This is a genomic window from Aeromonas sp. 25-248, from assembly GCF_053005425.1.
Genome location: NZ_JBRKTB010000007.1, coordinates 46,665 through 71,223 on the forward strand (window position 1 = coordinate 46,665; position 24,559 = coordinate 71,223).

The following is a 24,559-nucleotide window of genomic DNA, read 5'->3' on the forward strand; positions in this document are numbered from 1 at the left end:
GATGAAAAACGAAGAGCCCGGCTCTTCGTTTTTTTATGGGCAACGCGCCGGCCCCCATGATTGGGGGCACGGTGGCCGATAATGTCGCCAATATCACACTCCTGAGTCCCTGGTCGTTTGAGGCTGGTTGCAGATGGGATAATCTGAATGCGGGGCTTGGGTTCAGGGCCCCGTCAGGGAAGAGAGACGCAGCCGCGTCATAACAATTCATTGCAGGGGCTCATCCATGAACAGATCTATGCTCGCCGTCCTGATCGGCGCTTTGATGGCAACAGGGACGGTGCAGGCTGCCGCCCAGGACAACACCTGGTATGTCGGCGGCAAGGCCGGCTGGTCAAATTATTACGGGGTGGATTACAACGCTCAGGTCGAAGAGCTGTTTGATGCGACCAAGGTGAACGAGAACAGCGATGATCTCGGTCTGGGGCTGTTTGCCGGTTATCAGGTGAACAGAAACGTGGCGGTTGAGCTCGGCTATGACTGGCTCGGCAAGTATCAGGTGGACAAGCACTACTCGGGCAACGGGGTTGATTTCGCACTCGATGGCGAGGCCAAGGCCCAGATGGTGCAGGCCACCATGAAGATCATCCTGCCTGCAACCTCGGCACTGGATATCTACGGCCGTCTCGGGGGGGCCTATGCCTGGACCGAAAGCTCACTCAACGTCAGGGCCAGCGATGGCACCAGCAGCCTCTCCGAATCCCATGAGGGCAACAAATATCATGGTGCCGCCTTTGTCGGGGCGCTGGGGGTCGAATACGCCATCGACAAGGATTGGGCCGCCCGCCTCGAATACCAGTACACCACCCCCCTTGGCAAGACTTCCCTCGACGAGTCAGGCATCGAGATGGACAACGGCCTGCTGTCGGTCGGCATGCTCTATCGCTTCGGCCAGATCGGCGACGAGCCGGTGGCACCAACGCCTGCGCCCGAACCTGCGTCCGCCCCGGCCCCCGTGCTGGTGGAGAAGCAGTTCAGCCTGGATTCCGATGTGCTGTTCGAGTTCAACAAGGCGACCCTGAAGCCAGCCGCCAGTCAGGCCCTCGACAACCTGTTTGCCCAGATCCTGGCGGCCAATCCGAAAGACGGGGTGGCGACGGTGATCGGTCATACCGACCGCATCGGCTCGGAGGCCTACAACCAGTCCCTCTCCGAACAGCGTGCCCGCACGGTGGCGGATTATCTCATCGCCAAGGGATTGTTTGCCGACAAGGTGCGTGCCGAAGGGCGGGGAGAGTCTTCGCCCGTGACCGGGGGCAGCTGCCCGGATGGCGCCAAGGCGCAGATGATCGCCTGTCTGGCCCCGGATCGCCGGGTCGAGGTACGCCTGACCGGGGTCTCCCAGGTTGCCGAATAAGCCATCTTTGCCTTGCTATTAAACAACGAGGGGGCCTTGGCCCCCTCGTTGTTTATGTGGGTGTGAGCCGTGACGTTTGCAGCCGCTTGGCGCAATGACTCACCATGATCAGCAGCAAGGCGCCGGGCAGCACTGTTTGCCAGAGGAAAGGCCAGGACTGGGTGGTGAGCAGGATCAACAGTGGATTGGCTCCGGCGGGTGGGTGGATCAGCCCCAGTCCCTGCATGAGTGCAATGGACAGGCCCACACCCAGCGCCAGCTTGAGTTCCATCGGTAGCGGGAGCAATTGCACCACCAACCCCACGGTGGCCGATAACAGGTGGCCTCCCAGCACGTTCTGCGGACGGGCCAGCGGACTGTCCGGCAGTGAGAAGAGCAGCACACAGCTTGCCCCGAACGGTGCCATCAACAGGGTCGACTGCCAGCTCATGTCCAGCCAGCCGAGCAACATTATGGCCAGGCAGGCACCGAGCCCTGCCAGCCAGGCACTTCGCCATCGTCTTGTTTCCATCTCCTGTCTCCTTGTCTGTGCCGGATCACTTGATCCAGCCTGCGACATTAGGTAGACAGATCGGTGTACTTCAAGAGGAAAGTCACCATGAGCGACAAACGGCAACAGCTGATGACGACAGCCTATCGGCTGTTCAATCGTCACGGCTTTCACGCCACCGGCATCGATCGCATCTGGGCCGAGGCGGGCAGTACCAAACGTACCCTCTATCGCCATTTCCCCACCAAGGATGCCTTGATCGAAGCCGTGCTGATGGCACGGGATGCGGAGTTCTTTACCCTGCTCGATGCCAGGATGGATGGGGTGTCGGGGCGGGAGGCCAGGTTGCTGGCGCTGCTCGATGGCTTTGCGGACTGGTTTGGCCGCAGCGACTTCTACGGCTGCAACTTCATCAACGCGAGCGCCGAGTTCTCCGATCCTCGCCACCCGGTGCGCAAGCTGGTGGTGGCCCACAAGCGTGCGTTGCTGAACTGGGTCAGGGAGGCCCTCGAATGCACCGAGGTGCAGGCCACCGGGTTATGCCTGCTGCTGGAAGGGGCCGTGGTGATGGCCCACAGCTATCAGCAGCCTCTGGCTCTGGAACAGGCCAGGGTGTTGGCGGAGGCCGTGCTGGCAGAGCCGCGCTAGTTCAGTTCCGTGGGGTCGATATCCAGGCTCCAGCGCACCCGCTTGCTCTCGGGCCACCCCTCCAGCTCCTTCACCGCCCAGTCGAGCAACTGGGCCAGCAGTGCTCGGTTGGGCCCCTGCACCAGCAACTGCATGCGAAACTTGCCCGCCTTGCGCTCCATGAAGCCGCTGATGGGCCCTAGCACCTGCACCTGGGGATAGCGGGCGCTGCGCAGGGTATCGGCGAGACGACTGAGGAACAGCTGTACCTCGTCGCGGCCGTTGGCCTCGGCCCGGAACAGCCCCTGATAGCTGAACGGTGGCAGCCCCAGCAGGCGGCGCTCTTTCAGCGCCGTGTCGGCGAAGTGGCCATAGCCGTTCTGGGTCAGATCCTGCAGCAGGGCATGCTCGGGATGGTGGCTCTGCAGCACCACCAGCCCCGGTTTGCTGGCGCGACCAGCCCGGCCCGCCACCTGGGTGTAGAGCTGGGCCAGCTTCTCGGCGGCGCGAAAATCGGCGCTGAACAGGGCGCCATCCACATCCAGCAGGCCCACTAGCGTCACGTCCGGGAAGTGGTGGCCCTTGGCCAGCATCTGGGTGCCGATCAGAATCTTGTACTTGCCCGCCTTGATGTCGCCGAGGTGGGTTTCGAGCTCTCCCTTGCGGCGGGTGTTGTCCCGGTCGATGCGCACTACCGGATATTGGGGGAACACGGTGCCGAGCAGCTGCTCCAGCTGCTCGGTGCCGACCCCGGAGCCGATGAGCTCGTTGCTGCCACACTCGGGACAGTGGTGGGGCAGCGGGCGCACGCTGTCGCAGTGGTGGCAGTGCAGCCGCCGACCGGCCTGGTGCCAGGTGTACCAGGCGTCACAGCGCTCGCAGGCGGCACTCCAGCCGCACTGGTGGCAGATGAGTGCCGGCGCATAGCCCCGGCGGTTGAGAAACAGCATCACCTGGTTGCCCGCCGCCAGGTGCTCGGCCATCAGCTGCTCCAGCTGGGGGGAGAGCCCGGCCTGCAGCCGCACGTTCTTGATATCCAGGATCACCTGGCGAGCGGTCTGGGCGTTGCCGGCGCGCCGGGTCAGGCTGAGGTGGTGATACTTGCCGCTGCGGGCGTTGTGCAATGTCTCCAGCGACGGGGTGGCAGATCCAAGCAGGATGGGAATGCCGGCGCGATGGGCCCGCATCACCGCCAGATCCCGCGCGTGGTAGCGAAAGCCGTCCTGTTGCTTGAAGGAGCCGTCGTGCTCCTCGTCGATGATGATGATGCCGAGGTCCTTGAACGGCGTGAACACCGCGGATCGGGTGCCGATCAGGATGGCGGCACCGCCGTCGCGGCAGGCGAGCCAGGCATCGAGCCGCTCCCTGTCGTTCATGGCGGAGTTCATTGCCACCACGGGCACGTTGAAGCGGCGGCGAAAGCGGTTGATGGTCTGGGGGGTGAGGCCGATTTCCGGCACCATCACCAGCGCCTGCTTGCCCGCCTTGAGCAGGGGCTCGAGGATGCTGAGGTAAACCTCGGTCTTGCCGGAGCCCGTGATGCCGTCCAGCAGGAAGGCACCGAACTTGTTGCTCTGGCTGGTGACGGCGGCCACCGCCAGCGCCTGCTCGCCGTTGAGGCGCAGCCCCTCACCCGGCTCGAAGCGGGTGGCCCAGTCGCCATCATGGCTAGGCTCCAGCGAGCGCTTCTCCAGCAGTCCCTTCTTCTCCAGCGCGGTGAGGGCTGCGCTCTGGATCTCCTCCTGTTTGAGGGCGGAGGGGGTCTGCGGCCCCTTGCGCAGCAGGGCGAGGGCCTGCTGCTGCTTGGCCGCCCGCTTGAGCTCGTTGAGGTCGATGGCCATGCCGGCCTCGGTGGCAAACCAGAACTCCAGCTCCCGATAGGCGGCGGGCTCCCCCTTGCGCACCAGCACCGGCAGGGCGTGGGGCAGTACCTCCCCCAGCGGGTGCTGGTAGTAACCGGCGCTCCAGGCCATCAGCGCCAGAATGTCGGGCCCCAGCACGGGGGCGCTGTCGAGCACCCTCTTCAAGGGCTTTAATTTGTTGCGGGGGACCTGGCTCTCGGTCGGGTGATCCACCACCAGACCAACCAGGGTCTGCGGGCCGAACGGGATCTCGACCCGGCAACCGGGGGCAGGCAAGGGCAGGGGAGAGAGATAGTCGAAATGACGGCGTAACGGCACCGGCACAGCCACACGAACCAGATCCAGCGTTTGGGAAGAATTCACCAGGGGTTGCCTATTTTTTCTGCGAAGCCACTTGCCTGATCTCAGGCGTTTCCTATATTATTCGCAGCCTTTGAAACTGTGTTCAACAATCGTGTGGTGTCCGACAAGAGATCGGATGGCGACACGGCCTGATAATTGAGGTTGTCCATGAAAGCTGGTATCCATCCTGACTACGTAGCCATCACCGCCAAGTGCTCTTGCGGTAACGTCATCAACACCTTCTCTACCATCGGTAAAGATCTGAATCTGGACGTGTGCTCCGAGTGCCACCCGTTCTACACCGGCAAGCAGAAAGAAGTTTCTAGCGGCGGCCGCGTAGACAAGTTCAACAAGCGTTTCGGTGGCTTGACCTCCAAGAAGTAATCTTGCTTCTGAAGAATTCTGAAAAAGGCGCCCATCGGGTGCCTTTTTTATTGGCCGCCATTCTGTAATTCCCCGCTTTGCCCTATGGTGTTGGCTCAACCAAGGGAGAAGAGCCGATGCGCACATGTCTGGTGATGGGAGCTGCCGGGTACATAGGATCCTACCTGGTGCCTCATCTGCAGGGTCTGGGGTACAGGGTCATCGCCGGGGCCCGTCGTCCCTGCCGTCTGCCGGAGGGGGTGGCGTTTTGCCTCGCCGACAGCCTCAAGCCTGCCACCCTGCCCCCTGCGCTGGCGGGGGTCGACACCGTCTTCTATCTGGTACACGCCATGGGGGCGGGGGCCGGTTTTCACCGGCTGGAGCAGCAGGGAGTGAAGAACTTCGCCGCTGCCGCCCGTGCCGCCGGGGTGCGCCGCATCATCTATCTCGGCGCCATCCAGCCCGAGCCCTGCAACAGTCGCCACCTCAACTCCCGGCGCTACTGTGGCGAGCTGTTTCGCAGCGCAGGGGTGCCCACGGTAGAGCTGCGTGCCGGCATCATCATAGGCCCCGGCTCGGCGGCGTTCGAGGTGATGCGGGATCTGGTGTACAACCTGCCCATGATGGTGACGCCCAAGTGGGTGCGTTCCCGCACGCCCCCCATTGCCCTCTCCAACCTCTTGCACTATCTGGGCGGGCTGGTGGAAGCCGACGGGGTGGAAGGCCAGATCTTCAACGCGGCGGGCCCCGAGCTGCTCAGCTACCAGCAGCAGCTCCAGAAATTCGCCGCCCATATCGGCAAACGCTGCCCCATCATTCCGATCCCCTTTTTGAGCCCCCGGCTCTCCGCCTGGTGGCTGCAGTTCGCCACCTCGGTTCCCCAACCCATCGCCAAGGCGCTGGTGGGGGGGCTCAAGCACGACATCCCGGCGGATGATGGCCCCTTGCGCGCCCTGTTGCCCCAGCATCTGCTCAGCTTCGACGAGGCGCTGGCGGAGAGCCTGGCGCTGGAGCAGAGGCTCGGTGCCGAGCAGCACGGGGAGGAGACGCCCCTTGGTCTGCGCTGGCGCCATCCCGAATATGGCTTCTACGACCGCACCGCCAGCGGGGAGGCGGATTGCCTCGCCGCCCCCGAGGTGGTGTGGCAGGTGTTGCAGCAGCTGGGGGGTGAGCAGCGCTACTTCTACATGAACGAGCTGTGGGTGGTGCGCGAATGGATGGATCATCTGATCGGCGGCCCGGCCCGGACCCGGGGACGTACCAACCCGGATCGCTTCGTGAAGGGGGACATGCTGGACTCCTGGCAGATCCTCGGGGTGGATGAAGGACGCAGGCTGGATCTGCTGTTCAACATGAAGGCCCCCGGCGTCGGTCGGCTAGAGTTCAACATCCAGCCCTTGGAGTCCGGCCTGACCCGGCTGCGGGTGACGGCCCACTGGCATCCGCAGGGGGCCTGGGGGCTGGCCTACTGGCTTGCCATGCTGCCGTTTCACCTCTTCATCTTCCAGGGGATGACGGAGGCCATCGCCCGGCAGGCAGAGGCAAAAGCCGGCATTCCAGTCATGGATTGAAATCGAATCTATAACTAATTGGGTAATTATGGGTGGCATGACATGCTACTGACTAGCGTGTCATTGCTATCCAGCGATATTTTATGCTGTGAAAGGGCGGGGGATTTCTTTATGATCCTCAGCCCTCGCCCGCTGGCGAGCCAACGCATCACTCATTCATTTCCGTATCGGGGTCCCCCATGTCCGATCAGCAGCACGATCTCCGCCAACAGGCACTCGACTACCACGCCCAACCCGTTCCGGGCAAAATCGCCATCGCCCTCACCAAGCCCGCCGAGACCGCTCGCGATCTGGCGCTGGCCTACAGCCCGGGCGTAGCCGAACCGGTACGCGAGATCGCCGCCAATCCGGCCGATGCCTACCGTTACACCGGCAAGGGCAACCTGGTGGCCGTCATCTCCAACGGCACCGCCATCCTGGGGCTGGGCAATCTGGGCCCGCTGGCCTCCAAGCCGGTGATGGAGGGCAAGGCCCTGCTGTTCAAGCGCTTTGCCGGCATCGACGCCATCGACATCGAGGTGAAGCACGAGACCAGCGCCCAGTTCATCGATACGGTGGCCGCCATCGCCGACACCTTCGGCGGCATCAACCTGGAAGACATCAAGGCCCCCGAGTGCTTCGAGATTGAAGAGGCGCTGATCGCCCGCTGCGACATCCCGGTGTTCCACGATGACCAGCACGGTACCGCCATCGTCACCGCCGCCGGCCTGCTCAACGCGCTGGAAGTGCAGGGCAAGGAGATTGGCACCAGCCGCATCGTCTGCATGGGCGCCGGTGCCGCCGCCACCGCCTGCATGGATCTGCTGATCAAGTGTGGGGCTGCGCCGCACAACATCTTCATGCTGGACCGCCAGGGTGTGATCCACAGCGGCCGCACCGATCTCAACCAGTACAAGCAGCGTTTCGCCAACGACACCCCCCTGCGTACCCTGACGGATGTCATCGACGGGGCTGACGTCTTCGTCGGCGTCTCCGGCCCGGACGTACTGCCCGCCGAGGCGGTGGCCCTGATGGCCCCCAACCCGGTGATCTTCGCCTGCTCCAACCCGGACCCCGAGATCAAGCCTGCCCTGGCTCACGGAGTGCGCGGTGACCTCATCATGGGAACCGGCCGCTCGGACTACCCGAACCAGATCAACAACGTGCTCTGCTTCCCCTTCATCTTCCGCGGCGCCCTCGACGCCCGTGCCAGCCGCATCAACGATGCCATGAAGATCGCGGCAGTGGAGGCGATCCGCGCTCTGGCCAAGGAGCCGGTGCCCGCCGAGGTGCTGACCGCCGCTGGCGTGAGTGAACTCGCCTTCGGCAAGGATTACGTCATTCCCAAGCCCATGGACGCCCGCCTGCTGCCGCGGGTTGCCCGTGCCGTGGCACTGGCGGCGGTTGCCTCCGGGGTGGCCCGCATCGAACTGCCGGCGGATTACATGCTGGGTTGAGTCACGGCAAGCGCGCAAAAACAGAAGGGGCCCCCTGTCGGGGGCCCCTTTTTCATGGCGGAAGCGGGCAGCTTACTTGGTCTTGGGGGCAACCTTGACGGCCGGCGCCTTGGCGTGGGCAGCCTTGTGATGCTTTTTCACGACCTTGGTCTGGGTGGCGTGGGGAGCGGCGGCCTTGGACGGGGTGGCGGCCATGGTGAAGCCGGAGGTCAGGGCGAAGACAGCGGCCAGAGTCAGGGGGATCAGCTTGTTCATATTCCAGTTCCTCGTTCGGTTTGATGACATGGAGCGTTTCTCCATGACTTCATCCTAGGGTTGTTCGACCTGCGGTTCAGTGAGCGACTGGTGACGGTTTGTATCCAAATGTACGGGCAGGGTCAGGCAGAAACGGGCACCGCTGCTGCTTGGCAGCAGTTGCACCTCGCCGCCGTGGTGGCGGGCGATGCTGCGCACGATGGCCAGCCCCAGCCCGGCGCCGCCGGTGCGTCTGTCCCGGCTCTGATCCAGGCGCACGAAGGGCTCGAAGATTTGCGGGGCCAGCGCGGGATCGATGCCGGGGCCATCGTCGGCCACCTCCAGCAGATAGTCGTCCCCCTGTCGCGCTATGCAGAGGCTTGCCTGGCTGGTGGCATGGCGCAGGGCGTTGCCGATGAGGTTTTCCAGCGCCCGGTCCAGCAATCGGGGGTCGCCGCGCCAGGGCAGAGCCATGGCCGGGCGCACGAAGTCGAGCCGCTTGTCCGGTCGCAGGGCCTGCCAGTCGGCCAGGCGGCTGCCGGCCCAGCTGCCGAGCTCCAGATCGCTGCATTGCAGCGGCAGTTCGGGGCGATCGAGCCTGGCATAGGTGAGCATCTCCTCGATGAGGGCATCGAGGGTGCCGAGGTCCCGCTCCAGCCCCTGCTGCTCCTCGGGTGAGGGAGGCTCGGCCAGCATGGCGAGGCGATAGCGCAGCCGCACCAGGGGGGAGCGCAGCTCGTGGGCGATGGCGTCGGTCAACTGCTTGCGACTGGCCAGCATGGCCTGCAACTGCTCCGCCATCTGGTCGAAGGTGCGGCTGACCCGGCCCAGGCTGCTGCCGGGCGGCAAACCGGTGCGACAGGAGAGATCCCCGTCGCCGACCCGGCGGGCGGTCTGTTCGAGCTGTTGCAGGCCGCGCCAGTGGGGGCGCAGCCAGAGCAGGATGGGCAGGCCGAGGGAAAGGCCGATGAGCAGCAACAGCCCCACGTCCACCCAGTGCAGCTCGTGCAGGTAGGAGAGGTAGGGGACGGGACCGACGATCAGCACCTTGTCGGTGTTCGGGATGCGCTGCAGGAAGGTGTCATCCTCTTCGACGATGACGATGTTGCCCGCCTCGAGGAAGGCCTGATCCTCGCTGGCCAGGGGCTGGTTGGCGAGGACGCCGATCTGCAGCGGCAGATTGAGCTGGCGGCTCTGCTCGCCGGTGCGGGTGGCCCAGTGTTCCGGCGGCAGCCGGGCCAGCTCGCCAGTGAGCAGGCCGAGGGAGCCTTGCATCATCCGCTCCAGATAACGGTCCCCCGCCCGCTCTGCACTGACCTGATAGACCAGCCCGATGAGCAGAATGGCGAGGGTGAAGCAGCCTATCAGCAGCAGATAGAACTGGATAAACAGGCGTCGCATCGGGGCTCTCCTCTTGCCTGGATTGCGTCTGGGCATTGCCTTGTTGCCCCTCATCCCCAACCCTTCTCCCGCAAGGGGAGAAGGGCGCTGAGAGCATCAAGGTCATTCGGCGGGGCTTATTCCCAGGCCTGGGGCACCAGCAGGTAACCTTTCTGGCGCACCGTCTTGATCCAGATCGAGTTGTTGCTGTCATCCCTGGCTTCTGGTGTGCAGGCGTGTGAGACACCAGCTCATTCCCAGGCCTGGGGTACGAGTAGATAACCCTTTTGGCGCACCGTCTTGATGCGGGTCGGGTTGTTGCTGTCATCCCCGAGCCGGCGGCGCAGACGGGAGATGGCCACGTCCATGCTGCGATCCTGGCCGTCGTAGTCGCGCCCCCGCAGGCTGCGAAACAGCGCCTCCCGCCCCAGGATCTGGCCGGCGTGGCAGGCCAGCTCCCACAGGAGGTCGAAATCGGCGGTGGAGAGGGGGATGCTCTCCCCATCGAGGCGCACGTCCCGACCCGGGCCGTCTATCTGGAGGCGGCCGAACTGCAGGCGCTGGGGCGGGGCGGCGGGGACCACGGCCTGCTGGCTCTGCCCCTGCTGGCGAAACTGGACTCGCAGCCGGGCCAGCAGCACCGGGGGGGGCGTGGTCTTGAGGATGTAGTCGTTGGCCCCCAGCTCCAGGCTCAGGATCTGGTTCATGTCGCTGTCGAGCGAAGTGAGCATGACGATGGGGCCGGCAAAGCGCGGGCGCAGATCCCGGCACAGGGAGAGGCCATCCTGCCCCGGCAGCATGATGTCGAGCAGCACCAGATCCGGCTGCTCGGCCAGGGCCCTGTCGAGTGCCCGGTCACCCCGGGTCTCCAGCAGCACCTCGATGTCGTGGCGACCGAGCCAGCTGCTGATGAGCTGGCCAATCTCGGGATCGTCTTCAACAAACAGAACGCGTGGCATGGTGGCGTGATTCCCCGGTCATGGCGTGAGTGGGCGTGTCGCCAGCATAACGGCTGCGTCCGCGCTCTGCACCGGGATAACTAATCAATGCGGGGGTTTTTGCCCCTTCTCCCGGGGGAGAAGGGGGGGCAGGATGAATCGGTTGGTATCGGGCCGCCCCCACTTGTCCCGTGGCGGGTCGGGGCGGCGCGATGAGGCAGGATCCGTGCCCTTCAGTGGCCATAGCGGCTCCGGCTGCCATGGAGCAGCCGGGGAACCGCCCGGATCAGCCGCCCTTGCGCTTCAGATACACCCCGGCTTCCATGTGGTGGGTCCAGGGGAACTGGTCGAACAGGGCGAAGCGGGCGATCTCGTGGGTTTCACCGAGCACGGCCATGTTGGCCTGCAGGGTCTCGGGGTTGCAGGAGATGTAGAGGATGTTGTCGTAATCCTGCACCAGCTTGACGGTGGCGTCGTCCAGACCGGCCCGGGGCGGGTCGACGAAGATGGTGTTGCACTGGTAGGCGCCGAGATCGACCCCCTTGAGGCGGTTGAACTCCCGCTCGCCGCGCATCGCCATGGTGAACTCCTCCGCCGACATGCGCAGGATGATCAGGTTGTCGACACCGTTGGCGGCGATGTTGAACTGGGCGGAGTCCACGCTCGGCTTGGCGATCTCGGTGGCCAGCACTTTGCGAAAGTTCTGCGCCAGGGCGATGGAGAAGTTGCCGTTGCCGCAGTAGAGCTCCAGCAGGTCCCCCTCGCTCCCCTTGGTCACGTCCAGGGCCCAGCCCAGCATCTGTTCGTTGATGGCGGCGTTGGGCTGGGTGAAGCTGTTTTCCACCTGCTTGTAGACCAGCTCGCGCCCCTGCACGGTCAGGCGTTCGATGACGAAGTCATCCCCGAGACAGATCTTCTGCTTGTGGGCGCGGCCAATCAGTTGCAGCTCGAACCCCTTGGCACGCAGGTCGGCCTGCAGCGCCTCGGCGGCCTGCTGCCACTCGGCTTCCAGCTTGCGGTGGTAGAGCAGGCTGACGCAGATCTGGCCGGACTGGGTGGAGAGATAGTCGATCTGGAACAGCTTCTTGCGCAGCACGGGGTGCGGGCGCAGCCCGGCCAGCAGCACCGGCATCAGCCGGTTGATGAGCAGGCTGGCGGTGGGGAAGCTGTCGACCCGGATAATCTCCTTGGTGGCCGGTGCATACATGCAGTGGAAGAGGTCATCCCCCTCGTGCCAGATGCGGAACTCGGCGCGCATCCGGTAGTGCTGGGCGGGAGAGGCGTGCAGCTCCAGCGCGGGCGGATTGAAGGGGGCGAACAGCTGGGTGAGGCGATCGCGCTTCTCGTCGAGCTGGGCCTGGTAGTCGGCAGGAGTCCGTCTGCCCTGGGCGTCGGCGGAAGAGGGCTGGGATTGAGTCATGGATACCTCGCATGCACCGGGCTGAGCCGGGGAAAGACCGGGGGAAGGCCGCAGCCAACCAAAGGGTGGGGATTTTAAAAGGCCGTTGCGGATTGTCCAAGTTTTTTGTGGTCAAGAAGTGGCCAGTCGGGCCGATAACCGATCCACCACTATAGGCGGGAGAGTAATGATGCAAATTGATGGCATGGGCGCAGCCCAACCCAAGGGAGTGGGCATTGCTCCCAAATCGCCTCAACAGACGGAGTCGAAGACGGCGGACAAGGGGGATGAGGTCTCCCTGAACAAGCCCCCGAAATGGGCCCAGGTGCTGATCCAGCAGGCGCTGCAATTTGCGCTGGAGATCAACGGCCAGGGCTACAAGGCACCCAAGGTGCAGGAACCCCAGGAGGTCACCCCGGAGACCCTGTTCGATTTCCAGTCGGTGGCGGACAACGTGTTGCAGTTCGTCACCGGGCGGATAGGCGCGGCCCGTGCCGACGGCAAGTCCGACGACGACCTGACCAAGATGATGGAGCAGGCCCGCAAGGGGGTGGACAAGGGCTTCGGTGACGCCAGGAAGCTGCTCGGTGACTGGGCGGACAACGAGGACATCAAGACCGGCATGGATCAGAGCTACAAGCTGATCCAGAAGGGGCTCGACGAGTTCGAGAAGGAGTTCTTCGGCAAGGTGTCGACCACGGATCTGGGGGATGCCAGGATGGCCAGCCGCCAGCAGGCCCTCCTCGAGATCGAGACCCGGGACGGGGACAAGGTGATGCTGCGCTTCAGCGACAGCTGGCAGTTCAAGTCCCAGAGCGACGGGGGCGGCAGCCAGTTCAGCCTCAAGTCGAGCCAGAGCTTCGACTTCTCCCTGGAGGGGGATCTCGACAGTGCCGAGATGGATGCCATCGGCACCCTGGTCAAGGGGCTGGACGAGCTGGCCGGGCAGTTCTTCAAGGGGGGCGACGGCAAGACCCTGGCGGACGGGCTGAACGGGCTGCAACTGGATGACAGCCAGCTGGTCTCCTACTCCCTCAAGCTCAAGCAATCGGCCAAGTTGAGTCAGACCTACCAGGGGGCCAGTTCCCTGCAGGAGAGCCTCAAGCCCCTGGCGGACTACCTGCCGAGGCTCAGCCGGTTGCAGCAGCAGGCCGATGCCCTGCTGGCCCCTTCCCAGCAGGAGGCGCTGACACCCACCGTGCTGGCGGCGCGGGGTCAGGACGGGGCGACCCAGGGGGCAGGCTTCATGGGCTTCAACCAGCGGATGCTGGAGGCCATGAGGCTGCTTGGCCAGCAGATGGCGACCGGCTAGTCTGGCGACGCCCCCGTGATGCTGGCGGGGGCGGGGTGTTTGCCAGCCCGTCCCCGGGCTGGCACACTGCCCTTTTCCCCAGCCCGGCGATGCCATGAACCCCAAGAAGCCAAGAGACAAGCGCGAGCTCTGCTACCCCTTCATCTTCGAAACCCAGTTCCAGTGCGACTACGAGATCGCCACCGACGAGCTCTGCTGCCAGGTGGGGGCCGTGCTCTCTCATCTGATGCCGGATGAGGATACCCGGCCCGTGATGGCGGATCTGGCGACCCTGCAGCGGCTCATCTACAACCTCAACGGCTCGGTGCGGGGACGGCTCGGCATCTTCGAGGAGGATCTGGACTGGCTGAAGGGGCGGTACGATCACTACAACGAGGCGAGTCGCGGTCGGGTGACCGGCTTCGTGCTGCCCCAGGGGCCCCAGCCCATTCCCACCCTGCACCTGTGCCGCTGTGGCAGCAAGAAGGTGGTGCGTCTGCTGGTACGCCTGGAAGAGAGCGGCGTGCGCTTCGATCCCATCCTCTATCGCTTCGCCAACCTGCTGGCCAACTTCTTCTTCGTGCTCACCGTCTACCTCAAGCAGGCGTGGGATGTGACCGAAGTCCCCTATGTCAGCATCAACTACTGATGAAGAGACGATGTTTGATGCATTCGTCGCATCACACATGGCGGCGTAGGGTTATTGGATCGAAAAACAGCGATGAGGCAGCATCCGTCACTTCGGGGGATGCAGGCATAAAAAAACCGGCGCCCCGAGCGCCGGTTTTCTATTGCCGCGATCCCTAGCTCGACAGCAGTACCCTGGCCGAGTTGGCCGGGATGGTGAGCTGCACCTCCCCCTGCACCACCTCGAACTTGTCGCCGTTGAAGGCGTCGGTGAAGCGGCTGGCGGGGCTGGCGGTCTGCCACAGGGGCAGGCTGATGGTGCGCGGCTCCGTGGGGTGGCGGTTGCAGGCGACCACCACCTGATCGCTTTGCAGGGTACGGGCGAACACATAGCTGTGAGGGCCGGCGTAGAGGGTCTGGATGTCTCCCCGACGCAGGGCCGGGCGCTGGCGGCGCAGCTGGATCAGGCGGCGATAGTGGTCGTGCAGCACGTGATCCCAGTCGGTGGTATCCCAGGGGAAGCAGCGGCGGCAGTCCGGGTCGTTGCCGCCGGAGAGCCCCACCTCGTCGCCGTAGTAGATGGAGGGCACGCCGATGTAGGTTATGAGCAGGGTGGCGGCGAGTCGCATCCGCTGCTTGTCTTCCCCCAGCAGGTGCAGGAAGCGGGCGGTGTCGTGGCTGTCCAGCAGGTTGAACTGGGCCAGCTGGTTCTTGAACGGAATATGGGCCCGCGCCAGCTTGAGCCAGTGATCCAGCTCGGTGGCGCTGATCTTGATGGGGTGATAGGCGATGTCCTGCCCCGCCAGGAAGGCGCGGATGGGGTGGGCGAAGCCGTAGTAGTTCATCGCGCCATCCTCCTGATCCCCCTGCAGCCACTGGCTCGCCTCGAAGAAGTGCTCGCCGAGGACGTAGGCGTCCGGATTCTCCTGCTTCACCGCGCCGCGAATGGCGCGCACATGGCCGCGATTGCCCTCGGCAGTGCCTCGCTCCCCCAGCATGTGGATGACGTCGAAGCGCCAGCCATCGATCTGGTAGGGGGCGCGCATCCAGTAGCGCAGAATGGCGTTGTCTGCCCGATAAACGGCGTCCTGCACCTGTTCACTTGAGAAATCCAGCTTGGGAAGGCTGCGGATCCCTTTCCAGCTGACGTAATCCCCTTCCTGATCGAAGGTGTAGAAGCTGCGCCAGGGGGAATCCGGGTTGCTCTGGGCGCCCAGCGGCGGGCAGAACCAGGGGTGCTCGGTGGAGGTGTGGTTGACCACCGCATCCAGGATGATCCTCATGCCGCGCTGGTGCAGGTTGCGGGTCAGCTCGGCAAACTGGGCATTGGTACCGAGGTGCGCATCCACCTTGAAGTAGTCCTGAGTGTCGTACTTGTGGTTGCTCGGCGAATCGAAGATGGGGTTGAGGTAGAGCGCCGTCACCCCCAGGGATTGCAGGTAATGCAGCTTGGCGTCGATGCCCGCCAGATCCCCGCCGTAGAATTCACAGGCGCCGTGCCCCTCTTCGTGGCGGCTGACCGGCTCGCCCCAGGCCTTGCTGATGACCGCCTTGCCCCTGTACTCGTACTCGTGATGCTTGACGCTCAGCGACGGGTCGCCGTTGCAGAAGCGGTCGGGGAAGATCTGGTAGAACACCTGATCCTGCACCCAGGCCGGGGGCTGGTGATGGCTGTTGAAGCGGAAATGCTGCTCCCGCGGCGGCATGGCGGCGCTGACGCCTGCCCCGTGCAGCCACCACTGCTCCTCGTCGGTGAGGCACTTGAAGCAGTAGAGGTGGATCTCCTGCCCCCTGGCCAGCGGCAGTTCGACCTGCCAGACCTGAAGCCTGTCCCGGGTGGCGACCGGCGTCATGGCGACCAGATACTCCTCGTTGTCCGGCTCGTGGCGCAGCCACACCTCGCGGATGGGGGCGTCCAGCTCGCTGAACAGGGTGAGCTGCAGGGTGTCGGCACTCTCTTTGAACCAGGGTGCCGCCTGGGGGTGAAACAGGAAGGGATGGGTCATGGTATCTACTGTGTCAGAGAGGCTCAGGAATGGGGGATGGGCGCAGGCCATCTTATCCCGTCCATGGGCGTGTGTATGTGACGACCGGCCAGAATGAGACGGTGCTTCCGGCTTGGTTGGGCGGTCTGCCGTGACGCTATTGGGTCAGCAAATCGGCAAGGGCGTTGCCCTGCTCGTGCAGCTGTTCGAGCTGATCCGCCAGAATGAGACGGGGATCCGGCTCCTGCTGATCGGCCGTTGTACATCTACTGGGTCAGCAAATCGGCCAGGGCGTTGCCCTGTTCGTGCAGCTGCTCCAGCTGATCCGCCAGGCTGGCGGGATCCAGCCCCAGCTGGTCAGCCAGGGTTCTGGGGAAACGGGCGATGATGGCCTGGGCCGGTACGCCGGCCTGCCAGGCGAAGGAGACGAAGACGGCGAGCCGGATGAGCACGGCCTCCTTGCTGACCGGATCGTGGGAGAGGGGGTCGAGCTGCTGGGCGATGGCATCCACGAAGGCGGGCGACAGGTTCCAACGCCGCGCCAGCTCTGCGCCGAGCTGGGCATAGTCGTAACCCAGCATCTCCCGCTGGGCATCGACCCGGCTGCTGCCTTTCTCGATGGCCAGATTGATGAGCCCCGCCTCTTCCGGCAGGGTGCTCTGGATCAGCAGCTCGCCAATGTTGTGAATGAGGGCGCAGGTGAAGGCGGTCTCGGGATCCACCGAGGTGGTCTGCTGTGCCAGGGTGCGGGCAATGGTGGCGACCTGGAAGGTCTGGGTCCAGAAGTGGAGCTTGTCAAAGCCGGGGGGGGCCTTGAAGCTACTGATGATGCCGGAGGCGACCACCACGGAGCGCAGGCGGTTGAAACCGAGGCGGATGACCGCCTGTTCGATGGAGGTGATTTCATTGCCACGGCGCAGGGCGGCGGAGTTGGCCATCCGCAGTACCTTGACGCTGATCACCTGGTCCATGGCGATCTTGGCCGCGATCTCGTCGATGCGGGCATTCTCGTCGTTGAAACTCTGCATCAGCTCGTGCAGCAGTTTCGGAATTGTGGGCAGTTGCTTGATCTTGCCAAACAGGCGATCCATCGACATGGCTGAGGCAGCCTCCATTGCTAACAATGCCTCATATTGTGCCACAGCCTGGCCAGTTGTTCCTGCTGGCGAGCGGTTTTGTGAGCCCTAGTACACCCAGTCTTGCAGTCTGTATTCCAAACGGTGCCGTTTTCCCTGGAGGATCAGGGTCTGGGTGGATCCGCTCAGTGTGGCCCCCTCCGTCAGGGTGGCGAGGACGGCCTGTTCTATCAGATCGAGCTCGGGGGGACAGGCCATGGCGGTGCTGCCGAGGCTGGTGACCCAGAGCTTGTTCCCCTTGAGGTGACCCTGGCCGAAGTAGCGGTTGCAACCGGCGATGCCGTTGACGGTGAAGTGTTCACCGATCTCGATGTCGGGGGGATTGCTGCGGCGGCTGGCGATGGCCTGGCCATCCAGCCGATCGAGCACCCAGTGATGGTGTTGCAGATCTTGCGAGGCAAAGCGGGGAGCACTGCTGCAGGCGCTGAGCAGAAGCAGGGCGAGCAGCAGTAGCAGGTATCTGGGCATTGAAGGGGCTCCGGTGGTGGGTATGACAAGCATACCCGTCCCCAGGCCCGGGCGGCAGGGCGAGGGGGGAGGAGCCCGACCGCTTCTGTCGCCCCGGGGGAAGAGGGGGTGTCGGCAAATGGCAACACCCGCCCCGAGCGAACCTGTCTACCGGTTGCCCATGGCTCCCCTGGCCGTTTCAGTCCGCAAACAGGCGCTCGGCATAGCGGGCGAGGCCCGAGGCCACCGAACCGAAGTCATCACCCCCCTCCAGCGGTACCTTGGGCAGTTTCTGCTGGATGAAGGCCTTGATGAGGGGGGAGCGGGCACTGCCGCCGGTGACGAAGACCCGGTCAGGCTGCACGCCTGCCGCCTGGATCGCCTCGTCCATCAGCTCGCCAATCTTCTCCAGCAAGGGGGCGGAAGCACTGGCCAGCTGGGGGCGGGTGAGTGCCGCCTCCAGCCCTTTTTCCAACTCGTTCAGGGTCTGGTGATTGTGCTCGTGGTCGGAGAGGGCGATCTTGCCCTGCTCGGCGCGCCACACCAGTTGATGGCTCAGCTTGTGGGCCCGCAGGCTGGCGAGGCGCGGGAGCTTGCTGCCCGGCTGGCTGTCGAGCTGGAGATCCTGCAACTGGCGGGCGGTATCCAGGCTGTAGAAACGGCTCTGGGCACTGACGTCATTGATGGCGGCGGCGTCCCAGAACAGGGGATGGGGCAGCGGCTTGCCGGTCTTGAGGGTCTCGTGCATGCCGAGCAGCGGCATCATGCCCTCCACGGTCAGGCGGATGTCGAAGTCGTTGCCCCCGATGCGCTGGCCGCTGTGACCGAGCAGATCGCCGCTGCGATCCAGCTGGTCACGGTGGCTCGGGCCCATGCGCAGCACGGAGCAGTCGGTGGTCCCGCCCCCGATGTCCACCACCAGCACCACCGCATCCTCGGTGAGGCGCGCCTCGAACTCGAAGCCGGCGGCCACCGGCTCATAGAGGAACTCCACCCGCTCGAACCCGGCGAGGCGGGCCGCCTCCCTCAGGATGGCGATGGCCTGGCGGTTGCTCTCTTCCCCCGCCAGTCCCTGGAAGTTGACCGGTCGGCCGATCACCGCCTGGCGGATGGTGCTGCCCGTCTGCTGCTCCGCCTCCCGGCGCACGTGCAGCATCATGGCGCAGACGATGTCCTCGAACAGGGCGATTTGGGGAGCCTTGAGGCCATAGGCCCCGAGAAAGGATTTGGGGGACTTGATGTAGTAGCCCTCGTCCGGCTCTTCCAGATAGCGCGCCAGCGCCGCACCGCCGAAGCTCAGCTCGTCGATGAGTCCCTCTTCGCGCATCTGGCGGCGCACCGCCTGGGCCCGGGTCACCACGGGACCGCGCAGCTTGAGGTATTCGCTCTGCTGGACGGGGGCCAGCCCTTCGGCCAGGAGGCCGGCGATGGCGTCCCGGTGGGGGGCGTGCAGGGTGGAGGGAAGGTAATGGGAACCGGAGAGGGTCAGCAGCCTGGGGCTGCCCTGTTCCATCACGGCGACGGCACAGTTGGAGGTACCGTAATCAAATCCGATGAACATGCTGGCCAGACTCCTGTACAAAAAAGGGCTGGTAGCCTACCCGATGCCGCCGGGTCTCACAACCCGGCGGCGGGATCAATGGCGTGGCGACAACGCCTCAGGGATCACTCCACTTCGTTGTCAGAGCGGCCCTGGCTCTCGATGGCCTGGATGTTGCTGAGGGTGGTGTCGGCGATGGCGTGCAGCGCCTCCCGGGTCAGGAAGGCCTGGTGACCGGTGAACAGCACGTTGTGACAGGCAGACAGGCGGCGGAAGACGTCGTCGGTGATCACCTCGTTGGACTTGTCCTCGAAGAAGAGGTCTTCCTCCTCCTCATAGACGTCCAGCCCCAGGGCGCCGATGCGGGCAGTCTTGAGGGCCTCGATGGCGGCGTTGGAGTCGAGCAGGCCGCCCCGGCTGGTGTTGATGATCATCACCCCGTCCTTCATCTTGGCGAAGGCCTCCTTGTTCAGCAGGTGATAGTTCTCCTTGAACAGGGGGCAGTGCAGGCTGATGACATCGGACTGACGGAATAGGGTGTCGAGATCCACGTACTCGGCGCCCAGATCGATGGCCGCCTGGTTCGGATAGGGATCGCTCACCAGCAGGCGCATGCCGAACCCCTTGAGGATGCGCAAGGTGGCGATGCCGATCTTGCCGGTGCCTATGATGCCGGCGGTGCGGCCATGCATGTTGAAGCCCACCAGCCCCTCCAGGGAGAAGTTGGCGTCCCGGGTGCGCTGATACGCCTTATGGATGCGACGGTTGAGGGTCATCATCAGGCCCACCGCATGTTCGGCAACGGCCTCGGGGGAGTAGGCAGGCACCCGCACCACCTTGAGTCCCAGCTCCTTGGCGGCGGCCAGATCCACGTTGTTGTAACCGGCGCAGCGCAGGGCGATGACCCTGGTGCCGTACTGCGCCAGCTCGGTCAGCACTTCGCGGTCGGCATCATCGTTGACGAACAGGCAGACCACGGGGAAGCCGTGGGCGAGACGGGCCGTCTTGGCCTCCAGCCGCACGTCGAAGAACTCCAGATCGAAACCGTACTGGGCGTTGGCCTGGTGGAAATGTTCCTTGTCGTAGCTCTTGGTACTGAAAACGGCGACTCTCATGGTGCGCTCTCCGTAGATAATGATGTGGTTAAATTACAACAAATAGTGACCGTCATCACGGGATAAGTGGTGCTGTTTCAACCCCAGGGCATGATGGGGACGGCACTCACTGCACTCTTGTACGAACCATCCACCAACTTGGTGCTGTAAGTCAGATAGACAAGGGCATTGCGCTTCTCGTCGTAAAAACGCACCACCTTCTGCTCCTTGAACACCAGCGAGGTGCTGACGTCGAACACCTCTTCCCCCGCCTTCAGCTTGGCGGGCAGGGTGATGGGGCCGATCTGGTGGCAGGAGAGGGAGGCGTGGGAGGGATCTTCCGCCAGCCCAAGGCCACCCTTGACGCCGCCGGTCTTGGGGCGGGCCAGATAGCAGGCGACACCGGCGATTTTAGGGTCGTCGAACGCCTCCACCAGGATCTTGTGGTTGGGTCCGAGCAGCTTGAAAGCGGTGCTCACCTCGCCGACGGGATCGGCCTTGTCGGCCAGCACCGGGCCGGCCATCAGTGCCCCCAGCAGCAGGGGCAGGGTGCGAGCAAGGGTCTGAAGATGTCTCATGGTCTCTCCTGTTGGCCTCCCTCAGAAAGGGATGCCCAAACGACGATAGAGGCTGGCCAGCACCCAGGCGGGGCCTACCAGCAGAAATTGCAGGTCGGTGAGAAAGGAGGGGCGTTTCCCCTCGATATGGTGACCGACGAACTGGGCTATCCAGAACAGCACGAACCCGATAAGGGCAGGCCACAGCAGCGGCCCCTGCCAGACGTGGCAGAAGGCCAGTCCCAGGGCGGTCAGGGCCGTCATCCCCGTAAAGATCGTCAACGACAGCCGCAGGTAGAAGACCAGCACCGGGATGGCCACCAGCCCCGCCCAGTTGAAGGACGCTGGCAGGGGACCGGCGGGCAGGCACCAGAGCAGTGCCAGGATGCAGAGGTAGATGCCTGGCACCGCCACCTTGTGGATGGCCACATTGACGGGGTGTTGATGGCTCTGGCCGTAGTCGCGAAACCAGTCATCCAGTCGTTTCATGGCACCTCCCTGGTGCGCGTATTGAGGCCGGGCGACCTCGCGTTCCTGTGCGTCTGCGGCGGGCTGCGCCCACCGGATGGGATGACCCGCGGCTGATCACGCTCCCGGCGGCGGATATTCCCAACGCCGGAGACCCTGTCCGTTCATGCTCGCAGCGGTGGATATTCTCAACGCCGGATATCGTATCCGTTTACTCCTGCGACGGTGGATATTCCCAATATTGGGCCGGAATGCTTTTGAGCAAGGGGGTCATGTCGGGATTGGGCAGGGCGATGGTGACTCTCTGCTCCAGATTGGCGCTGGCCAGGGCCTCGCGGATCTTGGGGTTCTCCCGAAAGAACGCCATGAAGCTGCCGTCGGCATAGGCACGCTCGAGGCCGGTCTGGATCGCCTTGGCCAGCTTCGGCGACTCCGGGCTGACGAAGAAGAACTCGGCGAAGGGGTAGCGGATCAGCAGGTGCTGATCGATCACCAGGTTGGGATATTGTGCCGCCAGCTCGCTGCGTTCGGCGAAGATTTCCACCAGACCACGGGGGAAGAAATCCAGCTTGTCGCCGTCATTCATCAGGCGAAACAGGTTGCTGTAGCGCCCGGCATAGGTGGGAATGCCTGCCAGTTCCAGGATCTTGTTGTCGGCCCAGCCCACCCCCTGTGCGGCTTTCAGTTTCTTGAGGTCTGCCAGGGTGTTGATCTGGTTGAACCGCTCCTGGGCATCAGCGTGGATGAAGGAGAGGCGCAGCCCTTCCAGGCCACGAAACAGCGGGATTGGTACTGCGGTGAGGGAGGATTCCAGCGCGCTGGAGGTACCCATCCAGAACACATTGATGACCTTGCCCTTGGCAAGCGCCTGCTGGAGGCTGTACTGGTTGAGATTGAGGTCGACCCGCTCCAGCTTGTAGGGCTGCCCGGCGTGGTTGAGCGCCAGTTCCAGCAGCTTGAGCTGGTATTCGTTGTCGAGATCGTTGATCGGTCGGCTGGGGACCTTGACGGTGAGCGTCTGTGCTTGTGCCAGCAATGGCAGGCACAAGCACAGCCTGATGAGCCATTTCACGCTTTGATCTCCTGTAGGATCCGGGACTTGCCCGGAGTCTAACAGAAGTTGTCACGCTCTTGCTGTGAAAGGGGCCGGGGATCACCCGGCCGCGTCATCTTCGGGCATGGCCTGCCCTGTGCCCGGCTCGTACCGAGGCCGGGCTTGTTCGCCGCATCAGGCGACGCGACGGAACACGTGAGTGTCGTTGAATTCCTTGGTGCTCTGGCATTCAACACAGAAGCGGGACTCGGGACGGGCCTGCAGCCGCTTGAGAGAGATCTCGTCGCCACAGGATTCGCAATAGCCGAAATCCCCTTCATTGATCCGCTTCAACGCCCCTTTCAGCTTGCGCAGGTGCAACTTGTCGTGCTCGATGCGGTTCAGCTCCAGGCGACGGGCCTCCTCGACACTGGCACGGTCAATTTCATCCGCCATCTCGTTGGTATCGGTGGCGATAGCCTGGCTGGCCTGGGAGTTGAGACGTTCTTCGAGCTCAAGGATTTGTCGCTCGATCTGGCCTTTGTAGAAGGTCAGTTGGTCTTCTGTCATGAAATCACACATACGGTTTGCTACCAGTCAGTTTCCCAATGTTACCCATTGATGGGGGCTGTCTGTCGTCAGACCAAGCCCTTGTATCCCGTTTTGCACCAAATCCATGCAGGAGAGTGCAAATCAGGGCGGGCCTTGTACCAAAAAAACGCAGACATGCAAAGGAAATTGGATAAGGAGTGTGCGCCCTTGCAAAGAAATGGGCCTTCTCCGACAGGGTCTGACTGAGTATCGAACGAGATCCCGCCGCCGTTGGCATCGAGCTTGCAGTGGGCTGATCGTGACACAAAGTGTTTAGTATTTGGTGCCGCGCTGGTCATTATACAGGCCGTTGTTTATAGTTTTTTAAACACCGCTGCTTGACAAAGGCCTTTATCACGGGCTTTTATGGTGTTGTCGATTACATTTTCTTAACAAGGGTGTTCCTTATATTAGACACCCTTGACAATGGCAACCGTAAAGTCGGGGTTTAACATGGACAGTATCAAGGGCTGGATGGAGAGCAATCGCATCACGGAAGTGGAGTGCCTGTTTCCGGATTTCACCGGCAATGCCCGAGGCAAGATCATTCCAGCCAACAAGTTTCTGCGCGAGGGGGGCATGCGGCTGCCCGAGGTCATCTTCACCCAGACGGTGACTGGCGAGTACCCGGATGACGACAGCATGATAGACCCGCTGGAGCGGGACATGCAGCTCTATCCCGATCCCAACACCATTCGTTTCGTACCCTGGGCGCTGGAGCCCACCGCCCAGGTGATCCACGACTGCTTTGACGTCAACGGCAAGCTCATCGACATCGCTCCCCGCTCCGTGCTGCGCCGGGTTCTGTCATTCTACGAGAAGCAGGGCTGGAAGCCGGTGGTGGCGCCGGAGCTGGAGTTCTACCTGGTGACCCGCAACGAAGATCCCGACTATCCGCTGGTGCCGCCGGTGGGCCGCAACGGCCGCCCGGAAACGGCCCGCCAGTCGTTCAGCATCGATGCGGTGAACGAATTCGACCCCATCTTCGAGGACATGTACGACTATTGCGAGGCCCAGGAGCTGGAGGTGGACACCCTGATCCACGAATCCGGCGCCGCCCAGATGGAGATCAACTTCCTGCACGGGGATGCCATCGATCTCGCCGACCAGGTGTTTCTGTTCAAGCGCACCATGCGCGAGGCCGCCCATCGCCACGGCATCTATGCCACCTTCATGGCCAAGCCCATGAGCAACGAACCGGGTTCCGCCATGCACATCCACCAGAGCCTGGAAGACATGGATGGCAACAACCTGTTTGGTACCAGCGAAGGGGGCAACTCCGATCTGTTCATGCATTTCATCGCCGGCCTGCAGAAATACACCCCGGCAGTGACCGCCCTGCTGGCGCCGAACGTCAACTCCTACCGCCGCCTCACCTTTGGCGAGAGTGCGCCGCGCAACGTGCAGTGGGGGGTGGAAAACCGCACCTGCGGCCTGCGGGTCCCCTTCTCCGAACCGAGCGCACGCCGGGTCGAGAACCGCTTCGCCGGGGCCGATGCCAACCCGTATCTGGCCCTGGCCGCCACCCTGGCCTGCGGCTACCTCGGCATGCTGGAGAAGCTGGAACCCATGCAGGAGATGAAGGCGAGTGCCTATGACCTGCCCTACAGCCTGCCCCGCTCGCTGGAGGAATCGCTGAGCCACCTGGAGCAGTGTGAACCCATCAAGGACATGCTGGGGGAGCGCTTCATCCGTGCCTTCGTGGCCGTCAAACGCAAGGAGTACGAGACCTACTTCGGCGTGATCAGCCGCTGGGAACGGGAATTCCTGCTGCTGAACGTCTGATCTGTC

23 protein-coding genes are annotated in these 24,559 nt (G+C 63.6%); 8 read left to right on the forward strand and 15 right to left on the reverse strand.

Features of this window, described 5'->3' with window-relative positions:
- The first annotated feature begins 226 nt into the window (after positions 1-226).
- Positions 227-1,357 carry a porin OmpA gene (gene ompA, locus ACVDHI_RS11900; protein ID WP_324021799.1) on the forward strand — a complete coding sequence of 377 codons (1,131 nt, stop codon included), beginning with the start codon at positions 227-229 and terminating at the stop codon, positions 1,355-1,357.
- Between the two features lie 52 nt (positions 1,358-1,409).
- Here ompA and ACVDHI_RS11905 read toward each other — a convergent pair whose 3' ends face one another.
- Positions 1,410-1,868: an HPP family protein gene (locus ACVDHI_RS11905; RefSeq protein WP_419188813.1), complete on the reverse strand. Its 459-nt coding sequence runs from the start codon at positions 1,866-1,868 to the stop codon at positions 1,410-1,412.
- Between the two features lie 87 nt (positions 1,869-1,955).
- Between ACVDHI_RS11905 and ACVDHI_RS11910 the strand changes: the two genes are divergently transcribed.
- The gene (locus tag ACVDHI_RS11910) at positions 1,956-2,495 is read left to right on the forward strand and encodes a TetR/AcrR family transcriptional regulator (RefSeq protein WP_042016434.1); all 540 of its coding nucleotides are present in this window, start codon (positions 1,956-1,958) and stop codon (positions 2,493-2,495) included.
- Here ACVDHI_RS11910 and priA read toward each other — a convergent pair.
- A complete protein-coding gene (priA, locus tag ACVDHI_RS11915) occupies positions 2,492-4,699 on the reverse strand; it encodes a primosomal protein N' (RefSeq protein ID WP_447212117.1) in 2,208 nt (735 codons plus the stop codon). The genes ACVDHI_RS11910 and priA overlap by 4 nt on opposite strands.
- Before the next feature lie 147 nt (positions 4,700-4,846).
- Here priA and rpmE point away from each other — a divergent pair, with 147 nt between their 5' ends.
- The 3 genes from rpmE to ACVDHI_RS11930 all read left to right on the forward strand — a co-directional run bounded on the left by rpmE (position 4,847) and on the right by ACVDHI_RS11930 (position 8,048).
- Positions 4,847-5,062: a 50S ribosomal protein L31 gene (rpmE, locus tag ACVDHI_RS11920; RefSeq protein ID WP_010676078.1), complete on the forward strand. Its 216-nt coding sequence runs from the start codon at positions 4,847-4,849 to the stop codon at positions 5,060-5,062.
- 116 nt (positions 5,063-5,178) lie between these two features.
- Entirely contained in the window at positions 5,179-6,612 is a 1,434-nt protein-coding gene (locus ACVDHI_RS11925) for a DUF2867 domain-containing protein (RefSeq protein WP_447212118.1), read from the forward strand.
- Between the two features lie 179 nt (positions 6,613-6,791).
- Positions 6,792-8,048 carry a malic enzyme-like NAD(P)-binding protein gene (locus tag ACVDHI_RS11930; protein WP_103260964.1) on the forward strand — a complete coding sequence of 419 codons (1,257 nt, stop codon included), beginning with the start codon at positions 6,792-6,794 and terminating at the stop codon, positions 8,046-8,048.
- Between the two features lie 72 nt (positions 8,049-8,120).
- Here ACVDHI_RS11930 and ACVDHI_RS11935 read toward each other — a convergent pair whose 3' ends face one another.
- From ACVDHI_RS11935 to trmA, 4 genes are all read right to left on the reverse strand, one after another.
- A complete protein-coding gene (locus tag ACVDHI_RS11935) occupies positions 8,121-8,303 on the reverse strand; it encodes a hypothetical protein (RefSeq protein ID WP_301479738.1) in 183 nt (60 codons plus the stop codon).
- Positions 8,304-8,357: 54 nt separating this feature from the next.
- Complete coding sequence (gene rstB, locus ACVDHI_RS11940) at positions 8,358-9,683, reverse strand: two-component system sensor histidine kinase RstB (protein WP_447212119.1); 1,326 nt, start codon at positions 9,681-9,683, stop codon at positions 8,358-8,360.
- Positions 9,684-9,913: 230 nt separating this feature from the next.
- Positions 9,914-10,621 carry a two-component system response regulator RstA gene (gene rstA, locus ACVDHI_RS11945; RefSeq protein ID WP_010676073.1) on the reverse strand — a complete coding sequence of 236 codons (708 nt, stop codon included), beginning with the start codon at positions 10,619-10,621 and terminating at the stop codon, positions 9,914-9,916.
- Positions 10,622-10,886: 265 nt separating this feature from the next.
- Positions 10,887-12,020, reverse strand: a complete 1,134-nt coding sequence (gene trmA / locus ACVDHI_RS11950; protein ID WP_041214233.1) for a tRNA (uridine(54)-C5)-methyltransferase TrmA — start codon at positions 12,018-12,020, stop codon at positions 10,887-10,889.
- A gap of 169 nt (positions 12,021-12,189) precedes the next feature.
- Here trmA and ACVDHI_RS11955 point away from each other — a divergent pair, with 169 nt between their 5' ends.
- Positions 12,190-13,311 (forward strand): DUF5610 domain-containing protein, encoded by a 1,122-nt coding sequence (locus ACVDHI_RS11955; protein WP_041215803.1) that lies wholly within the window; start codon positions 12,190-12,192, stop codon positions 13,309-13,311.
- 94 nt (positions 13,312-13,405) lie between these two features.
- Positions 13,406-13,939: an ATP--cob(I)alamin adenosyltransferase gene (locus ACVDHI_RS11960; protein WP_042016441.1), complete on the forward strand. Its 534-nt coding sequence runs from the start codon at positions 13,406-13,408 to the stop codon at positions 13,937-13,939.
- A gap of 154 nt (positions 13,940-14,093) precedes the next feature.
- Here ACVDHI_RS11960 and malZ read toward each other — a convergent pair whose 3' ends face one another.
- From malZ to ACVDHI_RS12005, 9 genes are all read right to left on the reverse strand, one after another.
- Positions 14,094-15,923 carry a maltodextrin glucosidase gene (gene malZ, locus ACVDHI_RS11965; protein ID WP_029314873.1) on the reverse strand — a complete coding sequence of 610 codons (1,830 nt, stop codon included), beginning with the start codon at positions 15,921-15,923 and terminating at the stop codon, positions 14,094-14,096.
- 245 nt (positions 15,924-16,168) lie between these two features.
- On the reverse strand, positions 16,169-17,017 hold the full coding sequence (locus ACVDHI_RS11970; RefSeq protein ID WP_039039670.1) for an HDOD domain-containing protein: 849 nt from the start codon (positions 17,015-17,017) through the stop codon (positions 16,169-16,171).
- Between the two features lie 69 nt (positions 17,018-17,086).
- Entirely contained in the window at positions 17,087-17,506 is a 420-nt protein-coding gene (locus ACVDHI_RS11975) for an META domain-containing protein (RefSeq protein ID WP_010676067.1), read from the reverse strand.
- A gap of 178 nt (positions 17,507-17,684) precedes the next feature.
- A complete protein-coding gene (gene yegD / locus ACVDHI_RS11980; RefSeq protein WP_048209589.1) occupies positions 17,685-19,046 on the reverse strand; it encodes a molecular chaperone in 1,362 nt (453 codons plus the stop codon).
- Between the two features lie 104 nt (positions 19,047-19,150).
- The gene (locus ACVDHI_RS11985; RefSeq protein WP_042864752.1) at positions 19,151-20,140 is read right to left on the reverse strand and encodes a 2-hydroxyacid dehydrogenase; all 990 of its coding nucleotides are present in this window, start codon (positions 20,138-20,140) and stop codon (positions 19,151-19,153) included.
- A 77-nt stretch (positions 20,141-20,217) separates the two neighbouring features.
- Entirely contained in the window at positions 20,218-20,697 is a 480-nt protein-coding gene (locus ACVDHI_RS11990) for a CreA family protein (protein ID WP_041214236.1), read from the reverse strand.
- Positions 20,698-20,718: 21 nt separating this feature from the next.
- Positions 20,719-21,165: an Mpo1 family 2-hydroxy fatty acid dioxygenase gene (locus tag ACVDHI_RS11995; protein ID WP_041214237.1), complete on the reverse strand. Its 447-nt coding sequence runs from the start codon at positions 21,163-21,165 to the stop codon at positions 20,719-20,721.
- A 190-nt stretch (positions 21,166-21,355) separates the two neighbouring features.
- Positions 21,356-22,216 carry a hypothetical protein gene (locus ACVDHI_RS12000; RefSeq protein ID WP_010676062.1) on the reverse strand — a complete coding sequence of 287 codons (861 nt, stop codon included), beginning with the start codon at positions 22,214-22,216 and terminating at the stop codon, positions 21,356-21,358.
- Positions 22,217-22,372: 156 nt separating this feature from the next.
- Entirely contained in the window at positions 22,373-22,759 is a 387-nt protein-coding gene (locus ACVDHI_RS12005) for a TraR/DksA family transcriptional regulator (RefSeq protein ID WP_010676061.1), read from the reverse strand.
- A gap of 462 nt (positions 22,760-23,221) precedes the next feature.
- Between ACVDHI_RS12005 and ACVDHI_RS12010 the strand changes: the two genes are divergently transcribed.
- A complete protein-coding gene (locus ACVDHI_RS12010; protein ID WP_010676060.1) occupies positions 23,222-24,553 on the forward strand; it encodes a glutamine synthetase family protein in 1,332 nt (443 codons plus the stop codon).
- Positions 24,554-24,559 lie beyond the last annotated feature (6 nt).